15 protein-coding genes are annotated in these 12,824 nt (G+C 57.0%); 7 read left to right on the top strand and 8 right to left on the bottom strand.

All coding sequences use genetic code 11. The annotated features are described in order from the left end of the window. Positions 1-5: 5 nt before the first annotated feature. The 6 genes from DPEP_RS03085 to DPEP_RS03110 are packed head-to-tail and all read right to left on the bottom strand — an operon-like array spanning position 6 to position 3,610. Entirely contained in the window at positions 6-1,313 is a 1,308-nt protein-coding gene (locus tag DPEP_RS03085; protein WP_040382912.1) for a [Fe-Fe] hydrogenase large subunit C-terminal domain-containing protein, read from the bottom strand. Positions 1,314-1,317: 4 nt separating this feature from the next. Continuing rightward, complete coding sequence (locus DPEP_RS03090; RefSeq protein ID WP_005659481.1) at positions 1,318-1,749, bottom strand: ATP-binding protein; 432 nt, start codon at positions 1,747-1,749, stop codon at positions 1,318-1,320. Beyond that, on the bottom strand, positions 1,746-2,114 hold the full coding sequence (locus DPEP_RS03095; RefSeq protein ID WP_005659483.1) for a DRTGG domain-containing protein: 369 nt from the start codon (positions 2,112-2,114) through the stop codon (positions 1,746-1,748). Before DPEP_RS03095 ends, DPEP_RS03090 begins: the two co-directional genes overlap by 4 nt. A gap of 4 nt (positions 2,115-2,118) precedes the next feature. After that, the gene (locus DPEP_RS03100) at positions 2,119-2,643 is read right to left on the bottom strand and encodes a nitroreductase family protein (protein WP_005659484.1); all 525 of its coding nucleotides are present in this window, start codon (positions 2,641-2,643) and stop codon (positions 2,119-2,121) included. A gap of 15 nt (positions 2,644-2,658) precedes the next feature. Next, positions 2,659-3,237 carry a uracil-DNA glycosylase gene (locus DPEP_RS03105; RefSeq protein ID WP_005659485.1) on the bottom strand — a complete coding sequence of 193 codons (579 nt, stop codon included), beginning with the start codon at positions 3,235-3,237 and terminating at the stop codon, positions 2,659-2,661. Position 3,238: 1 nt separating this feature from the next. Next, positions 3,239-3,610, bottom strand: coding sequence for a DMT family transporter (locus DPEP_RS03110; RefSeq protein WP_005659487.1), 372 nt, complete (start codon positions 3,608-3,610; stop codon positions 3,239-3,241). A gap of 135 nt (positions 3,611-3,745) precedes the next feature. Here DPEP_RS03110 and DPEP_RS03115 point away from each other — a divergent pair, with 135 nt between their 5' ends. Genes DPEP_RS03115 through DPEP_RS03140 form a run of 7 tightly spaced genes read left to right on the top strand, consistent with a single transcriptional unit; the run spans position 3,746 to position 11,196 of the window. Then, positions 3,746-5,386, top strand: coding sequence for a glycosyltransferase family 39 protein (locus DPEP_RS03115; RefSeq protein ID WP_005659489.1), 1,641 nt, complete (start codon positions 3,746-3,748; stop codon positions 5,384-5,386). Further along, positions 5,383-6,555, top strand: coding sequence for a DegT/DnrJ/EryC1/StrS family aminotransferase (locus DPEP_RS03120; protein WP_005659490.1), 1,173 nt, complete (start codon positions 5,383-5,385; stop codon positions 6,553-6,555). Before DPEP_RS03115 ends, DPEP_RS03120 begins: the two co-directional genes overlap by 4 nt. Further along, complete coding sequence (locus DPEP_RS03125) at positions 6,552-7,493, top strand: glycosyltransferase (protein WP_005659492.1); 942 nt, start codon at positions 6,552-6,554, stop codon at positions 7,491-7,493. Before DPEP_RS03120 ends, DPEP_RS03125 begins: the two co-directional genes overlap by 4 nt. Then, a complete protein-coding gene (locus DPEP_RS12630) occupies positions 7,490-8,419 on the top strand; it encodes a formyltransferase (protein WP_005659493.1) in 930 nt (309 codons plus the stop codon). Before DPEP_RS03125 ends, DPEP_RS12630 begins: the two co-directional genes overlap by 4 nt. 15 nt (positions 8,420-8,434) lie before the next feature. Then, positions 8,435-9,448 carry a bifunctional UDP-4-keto-pentose/UDP-xylose synthase gene (locus DPEP_RS12635; RefSeq protein ID WP_005659495.1) on the top strand — a complete coding sequence of 338 codons (1,014 nt, stop codon included), beginning with the start codon at positions 8,435-8,437 and terminating at the stop codon, positions 9,446-9,448. Further along, a complete protein-coding gene (locus tag DPEP_RS03135; RefSeq protein WP_005659497.1) occupies positions 9,432-10,361 on the top strand; it encodes a 4-deoxy-4-formamido-L-arabinose-phosphoundecaprenol deformylase in 930 nt (309 codons plus the stop codon). Before DPEP_RS12635 ends, DPEP_RS03135 begins: the two co-directional genes overlap by 17 nt. Further along, positions 10,330-11,196, top strand: coding sequence for an ROK family protein (locus DPEP_RS03140; protein ID WP_005659498.1), 867 nt, complete (start codon positions 10,330-10,332; stop codon positions 11,194-11,196). Before DPEP_RS03135 ends, DPEP_RS03140 begins: the two co-directional genes overlap by 32 nt. Here DPEP_RS03140 and DPEP_RS03145 read toward each other — a convergent pair. Beyond that, the gene (locus DPEP_RS03145) at positions 11,162-12,217 is read right to left on the bottom strand and encodes an asparaginase (RefSeq protein ID WP_005659500.1); all 1,056 of its coding nucleotides are present in this window, start codon (positions 12,215-12,217) and stop codon (positions 11,162-11,164) included. The genes DPEP_RS03140 and DPEP_RS03145 overlap by 35 nt on opposite strands. 75 nt (positions 12,218-12,292) lie before the next feature. After that, on the bottom strand, positions 12,293-12,790 hold the full coding sequence (locus DPEP_RS03150) for a rubrerythrin family protein (protein WP_005659502.1): 498 nt from the start codon (positions 12,788-12,790) through the stop codon (positions 12,293-12,295). Positions 12,791-12,824: the final 34 nt, after the last annotated feature.

The raw sequence follows: 12,824 nt of genomic DNA on the forward strand, positions 1-12,824 counted from the left end.
GTGGGTCACCTCTTTCTATTAAAGGCATGAGGCGAACGGGACGACAGCTCCGCCACCTCCCGAGCCAGTTCATAGATCCTCTCCCTGAGCTTGAATATGCAGTCCGTGGCCTCTCCGTTCCCTCTGACCACGTCCTCGGCAAGGGCCTTGCAGGACGGACGACCACAGGACCCGCAATCGATATGGGGCAGCTCGGCGTAGATCTGGTTCATCTCCCTCAGTCTCACCATGGCCTGCCCCAGATCCTGGTCCAGAGGGAGTCTCTGTCTCGCCTTTAGGGGGGCCGAGAGCTTCCATATTTCGCTCTCGTACCATCTGTTCACCGCCTCGGATTCCTGGTCCGTCATGGTCCATTCCACGTCTATGTGATCCAACCTGAGATGGGTCAGAAAACGGGATTCCAGGTTGCCTACCCCGCCGATACAGCCGAGATCGCAGGCCCGACACTCTATGTAATCGACCCCCTCCAGCCTTCCGAGCTCCAGCTCCCTGAGGAGATCCATCGTGTTTCTGAGTCCTGCGACGGAGATGGTCCTTATAGGCCTATTGCAAAAGGCTGAGACGTGTTTGGACTCCCCTCCTCGGAGGGACCATAGGAGATACCGAAGATCGCCGCCACAGGGCTCCACCGGTTGATCTACCTCGACCCCACCGGCCAGGAGATCTCTGACGACGTTCTGTATGGACACGGCGTATTTCATGGAACTTTTCGGGCGTCCCTCCGGAGACCTGACCAGGGCCACCTTGGCGGGACAGGGAGCTATGAGGGTGACGTCGTCCCCTCGTCCCGTGTCCTCCCGCCAGAGGGAGACCGCCGTCTCCAGAGGAGAGTCGACCAACACGAAGCGACCGACCAGCTCGGGGTAGTTTATCTGTATCAGCCTTATGACCGACGGACAGTAGGTCGATATAAGAGGGAGACCCTCCGGTCCCCTCTTCTCTATTTCCTTGGCGATGGCGTAGGCCGTGACGTCGAAGGCCAGGGACGTCCAGGGAGTTATGTCCTCCAGCCCCGCCTCTTTCAACCTGGAGCTAAACACCTCGGGACAGCTGTAGCCTCTGGTCTGAACGTAGAAGGCCGGATCCGCCGCAATAAGGGTGCTGTCCTGGCTGGCCAGAAGCCGCCAGTTGTCCTCGTTGATCAAGATGGCCCTATCCTCGCACTTTCTGATGCATTCGCCGCAGTCGACGCAGAGTTCCGGAATGATCATGACCTTTCCGTCCAATACCCTCATGGCCTCGGTGGGACAGACCTTGATACACCTGGCACATCCTCTGCAAGCGGAAAGCTGAACTTTGATGCCGGTAGTCACCACATCACCCTCTCTCGAAACGCAAGGTGGCCCTTAGGGTAGTTCCCTCTCCGAGAGCCGTCTCTATGTCGAGCTCGTCCGAGTTTCTCTTTATGTTGGGCAAGCCCATCCCCGCCCCGAACCCGAGCTCTCTGATCCTGTCCGAGGCGGTGGAGTAGCCTTCTTGCATGGCCAGATCGATGTCGGCGATCCCGGGGCCGTGATCCACCGCCTCTATCACCAGGCTATCGGAGGATATGGAGGCCTTTATGACCCCTCCTCCGGCGTGGATCATCACGTTCATCTCCGCCTCGTAGACCACCACGGAGGCCCGCCTCGTGACGTCCGACGGTATACCCAGCATCTTCAAAGTGCCCTTCAACTTCGTAGAGGCCTCTCCGACCTCCAGAAAGCTGTCGCCCTTGACGACGTATTCTTCGACATAGACCTCCGTCATCTGGGACATCGCCTCTCTATCTCGCAGGGCAACATCCCCTCCCTGAAGAGGATTCCACAGGTCTCGAACATGCTCTTATAGGAGAGCAAAACGGGCATATTCAAAGAGGAAGCCAGCTCCACAGCCTCTTTCTGTGGATACTTTCCCCTGACGAAAACTACCGCAGGAATGTCCAGCATCTGGGCGGTCCTGACTATCTGTATGTTGGTAAGGCCGGTCAGCAGAAGCGATCCCGGGACGGCAAAGGCCAGGACATCGCTCATCAGGTCGGCACCGTAGACCCTCTCGACCTCCAGCCTCTCCAACAGATCGTCTCCGTAGAGGACGTCCGCCTCTATATGCCTGACAACCTCGAGCAAGTTCATGAGGCTACCACCGTTCCAGGTGAAGCCTGTCTCCCGGATCGCCGCTATGGGGCCTCTTGCTCTCGGCGGGATAACCCACGGAGGCCAGTCCCATTACCGGCACGTTGCCCGGAACTCCCAGAATCTCCTGGATTCGGGTCCCTCCGTCGGAAAGATGACATACCCCCAGCCACACCGCTCCAAGCCCCAGGGCCCGAGCGCCTATCAACAGGTTCTCCATGGCAGCGGCACAGTCCTGCTCCCAGTAGCGACGGGACAGATCGGTCTTCTCCGTATCGGCACAGATCGCCACGGCCAGAGGAGCCTTGGCCAGCATGGCTCCGTAGGGGTGAACTTTCGACAGATCCTCCAGTGTTCCTCTGTCCTTTATAACTACGAAATGGGTCGGCCTGCCGTTTCCGGCACTGGGAGCCGCGGCGGCACAGCGAACCAGGAGGTCTACCTTGTCATCCTCTACGGGTCTGTCCTCGTAGCTCCTGATGCTTCTCCTTGCAAGAATGGCCTCCACTACCTTGTTGTCCATCTCCATGGTGATACCTCCTGTTCAACTTGTGTTTCTCACGAAATCGACGAGAGTCCTCAGATCCTCCAGAGTGGAGCTGACCGGACTCCCTTCCTCTCTGGAACGATTGCGCAACAGATAGGCGGGGTGGAATATGGGCCTGATTGTCAGATCCATACCGCCCAATCTGCCATGGTGAAAGCGACCTCTCAGGGTCGAAATTCCTTCTTTTGTGTCAATGATCGTCTGGGAGGGGACATTCCCCACGGTCACCACCACCTGCGGCCGGAGAAGGCCTACGATATCCTCCAGCCACTGGAGACAGGCCCTGATCTCCCCTTTTTTGGGATTCCTGTTTCCAGGAGGACGACAGTGGACGATGTTGGATATGAACAGATCCTCCCGTCTAAGCCCCGCCTCGGCCATGAGATCGGAGAGAAAACGGCCGGAACGGCCCACGAAAGGTCGCCCCGTAGAGTCCTCCTCCGCCCCTGGCGCCTCTCCCACCAACAGAACAGGGCTATCCTCCGGGCCCTCTCCGAAGACCGCGTTGTTCCTGGTCTCCCAAAGGGAACATCCACGGCATGTCCCTACGGCCTCCCTCAGCTTCGACCAGCTCAAATCAACCACCTACCGAAAGAGCAGCCACCCCGAAAAGGATGGCCCCTATACCCAAAAGCTTCGACAGGCCCATCGACTCGCCGAACCAAAACACCGACACGGCCAGAACCAAAACGTAGACCATGGCGGACATCAGAGGGTATGCCACAGACAGGTCCACCCTTGAAAGAGCGGCGCTCATGAAGATAAAGGAGACCCCGAAAAGCAACACTCCCACTATCGCCCAAGGGTTAGAGACTATCTGAAACAAGGCCCTCAAGGCCCCACCGTCCATCAGATCCCCTCTTCGGCCGAACCCCACCTTCATCATAGAGCTACCGGCGGCGTTGGTTAAGGCCGAGCCGAGTATCAATACAAAACCGAGTCTATCCATCGGACAACTCCTCTCCCCTCGGATCGTCGAAAATTGCAAAAAACCTCGAGACCGTATATTATCGCCAAAGTCGTCTTTTCCATTATACACGGGGACATAAAACAACTGAAACGGTGGTTGGAGGAATGATATTCTATGTTCAAATCTGACGTGAGAAACGGAATACTCCTTTTCATGCTTTCCGGGGTCATGTTCTTTTCTCTTCTGGGAGGACACGGCCTGCTGGAACCCGACGAGGGGCGCTACAGCGAGATCCCCAGAGAGATGATCGAGTCGGGAGACTACGTCACACCCAGGCTCAACGGAGTGCTATATTTCGAGAAGCCGGTGCTACATTACTGGCTGACGGCATCGGCCTTCTCCGTTTTCGGCCAAAACGAGTTCGCCTCTCGGTTCTGGCCTGCCCTGCTCGGGATTCTGGGGGTCCTCTCGACCTACGCTATGGGGTCGACGCTCTACGGCAAAAAATGCGGATTACTGGCAGGGACGATTCTGTCCTCCTCGCTGCTTTACTACGCCACAGCTCAGATCAACCTGACCGACATGCCCCTCAGCGTCTTCGTGACCCTTGCCATGACCGGGTTCGTACTCGCCCTTCGAGGGAACAGACGATGGTTGATACTGTTCTATCTGGCCATGGGGGCAGCGGTGCTGACGAAAGGGCTCGTAGGCATAGTCCTTCCCTGCGGTGCCATACTCATGTACATACTGTGGACCAGAAGATGGTCCACAGTAACCTATTCTCTGTACCTTCCAGGCATCGCTCTCTTTCTGGCGGTAACCGTTCCGTGGTTCAAGGCGGTCTGCGACGCAAATCCCGATTTCTTTCATTTTTTCTTTATACAGGAGCATTTCCTGAGATACACGACCAGGCTTCACCACAGATACGAGCCTTTCTGGTACTTCATCCCCATACTGATATTGGCGACCGTGCCATGGACGGGCTTCCTGGTGCCCTCGAGAAAAAAATCGATGGAAGAAAACGGCCAGACAGCTCTGATGATCTGCTGGTTCGCCTTCGTGTTCCTCTTTTTCTCAGCCTCTAGCTCCAAATTGGTGCCCTACATGGTGCCGGCCCTTCCGCCTCTGGCCATACTGATAAGCGCCAGAGCGATCTCGTGGACGAATGAGGGGAATCTGAGATCTCTAAAGACCGCCCTGGCCTGGACCTCCACGATAACGATCCCTCTTGGAACAGCCTTGGTAGCCTATCCCTTTCTCCAGGACGACCTTCCCCGTGATATCATGGTTGGTCAACTGGTCCACAAAGGGATAATATTGCTTTTGGGTACCGTTGCCGCCTGGATCTTCGCTTCCAGAAAAAACCTGGAGAAGACCGTTATATGCCTCGCCGTCACAGGGGTAATATGGACAGGGTCCTTCAAGACGGGATTCTCCCTGTACGACCGGATAAACTCGGCCAGGGACCTGGCTATGCTGATAAAGCCCCATATCGAGGAAGGAGACGTAATGGCGCAGTACGGCCAATACCTCCAGGGCATAACCTTCTACCTCGAGAGGAGAAACGTGTTGGTCGACTACGAGGGAGAACTGGCTTTCGGGGCATCCAGGGAAAGAGATCCCCGATGGTTCATCGACCTTCCCCAGTTGACCCGGCTCTGGAAAGGCGACGACAGGGTTTTTCTGATCGCTAAAAAAGAGAGCTACGACGGCACCCTGAAGGACAGGCTAGAACCGATCTACGTCCTGGGAACCGACTGTGAGGGCGACAACGTCGTTATATCCAACAGAAAGACAGAGGAGGCACCAAGATGAGAGATTCCTTTCTTCCCTTCGCCCGTCCCGACGTGGACGAGGCATCTATAGAGGACGTATGCGACTCCATAAGATCCGGATGGCTGACCACCGGACCGAAGACTGTAGAATTCGAGAGGGAGTTCGCCGAGAAGGTAGAGGCCACCCACGCCATGGCGGTGAGCTCCGCCACGTCGGGGCTGCATCTGGCATTTCTGGCCTTAGGGATCGGACCGGGAGACGAGGTGATAACCACTCCCATGACCTTCGTGGCAACGGTCAACGCCGCCATATGGACCGGAGCTAAACCGGTACTGGCTGACATAGACTCGAAGACCCTGAACGTGAGGCCCGAGCTCATGGAAAAGCTCGTCAACGAGAGGACCAAGGCCCTGATCCCGGTCCACTTCGCCGGACGCCCCTGCGACATGGATCCCATAGAGGACCTGGCTTCCAGACACGGTCTGGCGGTGGTGGAGGACGCGGCCCACGGCCTGGGAGCTTTCTACAGAGGACGCCCGATAGGGTCGGACAGAGGGTCCAGACGATGCTCGGTGTTCAGCTTTCACCCTACGAAAAACATCACCACCGGAGAGGGCGGTATGGTATGCACCTCCGACGAGGACCTGGCTGAGAGGATATCGGTCCTGAGACAGCACGGAATGAGCAAGGGAGCCTGGAACCGCTACGCCGCAAAGGGGACCCCTCACTACGACGTCCTGTTCCCGGGATACAAGGCCAACATGATGGACATACAGGCGGCCATAGGCAGAGGACAGCTCCGTCGTCTCGACCAATTCAACCGCCGAAGACGTGAGATAGTCGCCAAGTACATGATCGAGCTATCGGACCAACCAGGGTTGATACTGCCCCAGCCTCAATCGGACGACACCCTCCACAGCTGGCACATATTCACCCCCTTCGTGGACGTGGACGTACTCGACATAGACAGGGACGGCTTCATGGCGGCCATGAGGGAGCTCAATATCGGCACGGCCCTGCACTACCAGGCCTTGCATCTGTTCTCTCACTACAGGGACAATTACGGATGGGAGAGGGGCGACTTCCCAGAGGCGGAATACGTCTCGGATAGAATAGTATCCCTCCCTCTGTTTCCTGCCATGAGCAATTCCGACGTGGACGACGTCATAAAAGGGGTTCGATTCGTTCTGAGGTCCCATCTAAGATGACCCCGGAGCTATCGATCGTCGTTCCCGTCTACAACGAAGAGGAATCCCTGCCGGAGCTGTTCAGGCGAGTCCTTCCGGTCCTGGATGGCTTGTCCAGATCCTACGAGCTGATACTGGTTGACGACGGCAGCAGGGACAGATCCCTTGCTCTATCCCTTAAGTTCAGGGAAAAAAGGGAGGATCGGGTCAAGGTGGTGGAGTTGAACGGCAACTTCGGCCAGCACATGGCCATAATAGCCGGGTTCTCCATCTCCAGAGGAAGGATGGTGATAACCATGGATGCCGACCTGCAGAATCCCCCTGAAGAGATACCCCGTATAGTGGCTGCCATGGAAAGAGGACACGACATGGTAGGCACTATAAGGAAATTTAGACAGGATCCCCTGTTTCGCAAGGCCGCCTCGAAAATGGTAAACACCGTGACCAACAGGATCACCGGCCTCAGGCTTCACGACTACGGATGTATGTTGAGAGGCTACGATAGGCGTATCGTAGACCTCATATTGCTATGCCGGGAGACCACGACCTTCATACCGGCTCTGGGACAGAAGTTCGCCGTAAACCCGGTGGAGATAACGGTCAGACACTCGGAGAGAGCAAAAGGGGAATCCAAATACGGCCTGTTCAGGCTGATAAGGCTCAACTTCGACCTGATGACGGGCTTCTCCATCGCTCCCCTCCAGGCCGTGACGGTTACCGGCATGACCGTAGCGGCGATGAGCCTCCTCTTCACCGCCTTCCTGATCCTCAGAAGGATAATCGTAGGTCCCGAGGCGGAGGGACTCTTCACCCTGATGGCGATAAACTTCTTTCTGATGGGGGTGACCATGATCTCCGTAGGCATAGGAGGAGAATACATAGGCCGAGTCTACCAAGAGGTAAGACAGAGACCTCGCTACGTCGTCAGACAGGTCTATCAGGAGGAGGAAGAACTATGAGTAAACCGGCTATAGTGGTCTTCGCCTATAACGAGGTGGGATACCGCTGCCTGGAAACCCTGTTCGACATGGAAGCCAACGTGGTGGCGGTAGTTACCTACACCGACGACCCCGACGAGGAAATATGGTTCCGATCGGTGGCCGAACTGGCCAGGAGCAGAGGTATAGAGCCCTTGCTCGACCTGGACCTGAAGGACCAGCAGAACGTAAAGACGATAAAGAAACTCAAGCCCAAGCTGATCTTCTCCTTTTACTACCGCGACGTCATACCGGAGAAGATCCTCAAGATCGCAAAGCTGGGAGCCTACAACATGCACGGATCACTGCTGCCCCGCTACAGAGGAAGGGCCTGCGTCAACTGGGCCATACTGAACGGGGAGAAAGAGACTGGAGCGACGCTCCACCGCATGACCTCTAAGGTAGACAGAGGCGAGGTAATAGACCAGGAAGTCGTCAGGATCGAGGAAACCGATGGGGCCAAAGAGGTCTTCCTGAAGGTATGCGACGCGGCGGCGGAGATAGTGGCAAGGACCCTTCCTGAACTGGAGTCGGGCAGGGTCGTCGGAGCCGCTCAGGACGAGACCATGGCCACCGAGTTCGGAGGCAGGAGACCAGAGGACGGAATAATACGCTGGTCCAACGACAGCCGAAGGATATACAACCTCATAAGGGCCGTGACCCATCCCTACCCCGGAGCCTACACCGACTACAGAGGCAAAAAGCTCTTCATCTGGTGGGGAAAACCCCAGGAAGGGACCTCACTGGGGAAACCCGGCGAGGTGCTGTCGCTGGACCCCCTAACCGTGGCGACCGGACGGGGAAACCTCAGGGTACTGAGGGCCCAGCTGGATGGAGAGATCGAGATGGACGGACCGGACTTCGCCCGGAAAAACCTGAACGTAGGGACCCTGCTGGGACAGGACTAAAGACGGAGGAAAAACATGAACGTATTCTTGTTAGGAGCAAACGGCTTCATAGGATCCCATCTGATAGATAGGATACTGGAAAAGACCGACTGGACAGTGACGGCCTTTGACCTGAGAGACGACAACCTGAGAGGCTCGGACAACCCCAGGCTATCGATCAAACTGGGGGATCTCTACGAGGAGGATCGCTGGATAGAGGACGAGATAGCCCGCAGCGACGTGGTTATCCCTCTGGCCGGGATAGCCAAACCGGCCTATTACATAACCAACCCCCTTATGACCTTCGAACTGGACTTCGAACAGAACCTCAAGATAGTCCGGATGTGCGCCGAACACGGAATAAGGATTATCTTCCCCTCCACATCTGAGGTGTACGGCATGAGCACCGGAGACTGGCTTATGGAGGACGAGAGCCTGCTTATCCAGGGGCCGATAAAGAACAGCAGATGGATATACAGCTGCAGCAAACAGATGATGGACAGGGTCATAGCCGCCTACGGTCAGGAAAAGGGACTTCCCTACACCCTGTTCAGGCCCTTCAACTGGATAGGCCCCAGACTGGATACCTTCAGGGACGCAGAAAATAGAAAGGCCCGTTCCATAACCCAGATGATCTACGACGTCTCGGTCGGGCGACCGATAACGCTGGTCGACGGAGGAAGGCAGAGGCGAAGCTTTACCTACGTCACAGACGGGGTGGACGCCCTTATAGCCATAATAGCCGACGTAAAAAAGAGCGCCGACGGCGAGATCTTCAACATAGGAAATCCCGACAGCAACCACTCCATAAAGGGGCTGGCGGTTGCGGTGGTGGATGCGATGAAGGACTTCCCAAAATTTGCCGAGGCCGCTTCCAAGGCTACCTTCGTGGAGAAGGACTCGACCGAGTATTACGGCAGAGGCTACGAGGACGTACAGGACAGAAAACCGTCCATATCCAAGGCGGAGGAGCTGCTGGACTGGCACCCCCAGGTCGACTTCCACGAGGCGGTCAGAAGGACCGTGGCCTTCTATGCGGATCGCCCTTAAAGTCGACGTCGACACACTGAGGGGATACCTCGAGGGAGTTCCCCGTCTGCTGAGACTGATGGACCGAAGGGGAATAAGGGGATCGTTCTTCTTCTCCTTCGGACCGGACAACTCGGGCAAGGCGGTACGACGGATATTCAGAAAGGGATTCATATCCAAGATGGTCCGAACCAATGCGCCTGGGACCTACGGCCTCAAGACCATGATGTACGGAACTCTGCTTCCGGCGCCCATGATAGTTCCCTCCGACCCCTCGATACTTAAAGAGGTCGCAAAGAGCGGCCAGGATACGGGGATACACTCCTGGGATCACGTGAAGTGGCAGGACCGTCTGGACCACCTGTCGGAATCGGAGATAGAGTCTCTTCTTCGAAAAGCCGGGAATATGTACCGAAAGGTTCTAGGGACGCCGTCTCTCTGCTGCGCCGCTCCGGCCTGGAAGACCAATCTCGCCAGCCTTTCCGTGCAGGACCGGATGGGACTTCTCTATGCCAGCGACTCCAGAGGGAAAACTCCCTTTCTTCCGTCTCTGAGGGGGAGGGTTTTCAGAACTCCTCAGATACCCACGACCCTCCCCACCATGGACGAGATACTCGGAAGGGACGGCTGCACTGCCGACAACGTCAACGACATCTACATGTCGCTTTTGACGGAGGGGCTGAACGTACACACGGTCCACGCGGAGATGGAGGGCATGTCTATGCTTTCCAAGCTGGACGAATTCGTGAAAAGGGCGAAATCCGACGGCACCGAGTTCGTTACCCTCAAGGAGGAGGCGGAGAAACTGAATAAAGAGGAACTTCCGATCTGCGAGATGAACCAAGGAGAGATCCCCGGCAGAGCCGGAGCGGTCTCGCTACAGGGGAGGGAGGTAGATAACCTTGAGGATAGGGGTCGATCTGGGAGGACATAAGATAGCCGCCGGAGTCGTGGAAAAGGGCAAGGTAGTAAACCGGGCCTGGGAACCCACCCCCAGGTCCAGAACGCCGGAGGAGACCACCGAAGCGGTGGAAAGACTGGTCAATTCCCTGAAGGTGAAGTCGACAGGATCCGTAGGGATAGGGCTCCCGGGGATGCTGTCCCTTGATAGAAGATCTGTGGTGAGACTGACCAACCTGCCTCGATGGGAGAACTTCCCCATGGCGGAGATCCTCGAGAAAAAGCTGTCCCTTCCGGTCACACTGGACAACGACGGCAACTGCGCGGCCCTGGGAGAGATGGAGTCGGGAGAGGCAGTTGGGATGAAGAACTTCGTGATGATGACCCTGGGCACGGGCATAGGAGGGGCTATCGTATCAGGAGGTCGTCTGATAAGAGGTCACAGAGGTCTGGCCGGAGAGATAGGACACGTGGCCCTCCTCCACAGCGCCCCCTGCAACTGCGGCGGCATGGGACACGGCGAGACCCTATTCTCGGCGGACACCTTCGACCTTCGGTGTTCGGGAAAAGGGGTTCCGTCGGTGCCGGAGCTCTGGGACCGACGGAACGACGAAGAGCACAGGGACTTCTGGAACCGGTCCCTGGAGGGGCTGGCCTGCGTGATTATATCGGCGATACACCTTCTCGATCCGGAGGCTATCGTCCTGGCAGGGGGGCTGTCGAACCTGCGAGGACTCGTCCGGGAGCTGCAACCTTTCCTGGAGGAGCGGCTGGCCATAGCTTTTCGACCGATGCCTCCTTTGAAAATATCCTCTCTCGGAAAGGACGGTCCAGTTATAGGAGCGGCGTCTCTGACGAGCACTCCCTGAGATAGTGGGACAGGACGAACCCCGGAGCGGAGGACGAGGCCAACAGGGAATAACAGCCGAGGGCGTGGATGAACTCTACGGGGTAGTCCATCTGACTCCAGACTGTGAATCCCCTATCGGCCAAGGAGGCTATACCCACCCCGGCGTAGCTGCCGGGGTTCTTCATGTCTCCCTCTGCCTGGCTACAGGCTATGACGTGGGGTTTGGGAAGCCCGTCGAAAGCCCTCTCGACCGCATGGAGAGCCCCGGAAGGGGCGTTGCCCGCTCCATAGCCCAATATGGCCAACACCCGCTCCTCCCCGGAAAGCCTGGGAGAAAAACCGGGGGTACAGAACAGCCAGGCCATCCGGCTACCTATATTCCTCGCCACATCCGGGCCGTGGCCCATGGCCTTCTCCGCCAGAGGAGACAAGGTATGGGAAAGAGGCTGTCTCACCGTTCCCTTTCTGTCCTTCCTGGCCCACTCCGGGTTGAAGTACATAGGCTGACCGTTGGTGGCCACGTAGGCGTCGGGATGAAGAGCCTGTGCCTTGTGGGCCCTGTTACCCGGGATCAGCTTCCAGTTGCAGTAGATCCATACCCCGGAGATATCCGAAAAGGCCACCTGGGCCGCTCCCCTGAGGTTTACCGTGACGTCCTCGGGCATATAATCCAACGTGAGCTGACTGCCTGTAAGCACTATTGGCACGTCCACATGGGGAAAACACAGGCTGAGCCAGGCAGAGGTATAGGCCATGGTGTCCGTTCCGTGAAGGATCAGAAAACCGGTAGCGCCGTTCTCTAGCTCTATAGCGATCGACGACGCCAGCTCTACCCAATGGCCCGGGTCTAGGTCGGAGCTGTCCAGTCCAGGGACTCCCCAGGGTTCGCGACATATCACGTCCACGTCTCTGCCAGCGAAAAAACCGGTGAGATGATCCCTCAGGGCACCTACCACCGTGCTGTCCGGCCCCTTGCCTCCTCCCTCTCCGAAGGCGCTGGCTATTGTGCCTCCGGTGAAAAGCACTACCAATCTCTGCAAATCCCGTCACGTCCTTTTTTCGCAAAATAAGGGTCCGGACGTATCCGTCCGGACCCGGTTCAAACGATATAGCCCCTACTCCACCAGCTCGTAGGCCTTGGAGGGAGCTCCACAGACCGGGCATTTGTCCGGAGCGGCTCCCTCCTCGATGTGACCACACACGGTGCACAGATAGTAGTCCACCGCCCTCTTCTCTGAGAGGTGCTCCAGGGCTCTTTTATACAGCTCGGCGTGGACCTTCTCCACCTCGTTGGCCAGGGAAAAGCCCTTATGGGCCTTCTTCTCACCCTCCGCCTCGGCGTCGTCGATGAAAGGAGGATACATCTCGGTGTACTCGTAGGTCTCGCCGGCTATGGCATCCTTGAGATTGGTCTCGGTGTCGCATATCTTGCCCATGTTGCGATAGTGCGTCTTGGCGTGAAGCGTCTCCGCCGCAGCGGCGGCCCTGAAGAGCTTGGCAACGGAGGTGAAACCTTCCTTATCTGCCACCTCGGAGTAGAAGAGATACTTTCTGTTGGCCTGGGACTCGCCGGAAAATGCCTCGGCGAGGTTGGCCATAGTCTTTTCGCCCATGATCAATTCCCCCTTGAAAAGATTTATATACTCT

It is taken from the genome of Dethiosulfovibrio peptidovorans DSM 11002, from assembly GCF_000172975.1.
Classification (GTDB): Bacteria; Synergistota; Synergistia; order Synergistales; family Dethiosulfovibrionaceae; genus Dethiosulfovibrio; species Dethiosulfovibrio peptidovorans.

Excerpts from the sequence above, each read along its gene's own strand:
- DPEP_RS03090 (WP_005659481.1), bottom strand. The coding sequence starts at position 1,749 with ATGACGGAGGTCTATGTCGAAGAATACGTCGTCAAGGGCGACAGCTTT.
- DPEP_RS03095 (WP_005659483.1), bottom strand. The coding sequence starts at position 2,114 with ATGAACTTGCTCGAGGTTGTCAGGCATATAGAGGCGGACGTCCTCTAC.
- DPEP_RS03100 (WP_005659484.1), bottom strand. The coding sequence starts at position 2,643 with ATGGAGATGGACAACAAGGTAGTGGAGGCCATTCTTGCAAGGAGAAGC.
- DPEP_RS03110 (WP_005659487.1), bottom strand. The coding sequence starts at position 3,610 with ATGGATAGACTCGGTTTTGTATTGATACTCGGCTCGGCCTTAACCAAC.
- DPEP_RS03115 (WP_005659489.1), top strand. The coding sequence starts at position 3,746 with ATGTTCAAATCTGACGTGAGAAACGGAATACTCCTTTTCATGCTTTCC.
- DPEP_RS03120 (WP_005659490.1), top strand. The coding sequence starts at position 5,383 with ATGAGAGATTCCTTTCTTCCCTTCGCCCGTCCCGACGTGGACGAGGCA.
- DPEP_RS03125 (WP_005659492.1), top strand. The coding sequence starts at position 6,552 with ATGACCCCGGAGCTATCGATCGTCGTTCCCGTCTACAACGAAGAGGAA.
- DPEP_RS12630 (WP_005659493.1), top strand. The coding sequence starts at position 7,490 with ATGAGTAAACCGGCTATAGTGGTCTTCGCCTATAACGAGGTGGGATAC.
- DPEP_RS12635 (WP_005659495.1), top strand. The coding sequence starts at position 8,435 with ATGAACGTATTCTTGTTAGGAGCAAACGGCTTCATAGGATCCCATCTG.
- DPEP_RS03135 (WP_005659497.1), top strand. The coding sequence starts at position 9,432 with ATGCGGATCGCCCTTAAAGTCGACGTCGACACACTGAGGGGATACCTC.
- DPEP_RS03150 (WP_005659502.1), bottom strand. The coding sequence starts at position 12,790 with ATGGGCGAAAAGACTATGGCCAACCTCGCCGAGGCATTTTCCGGCGAG.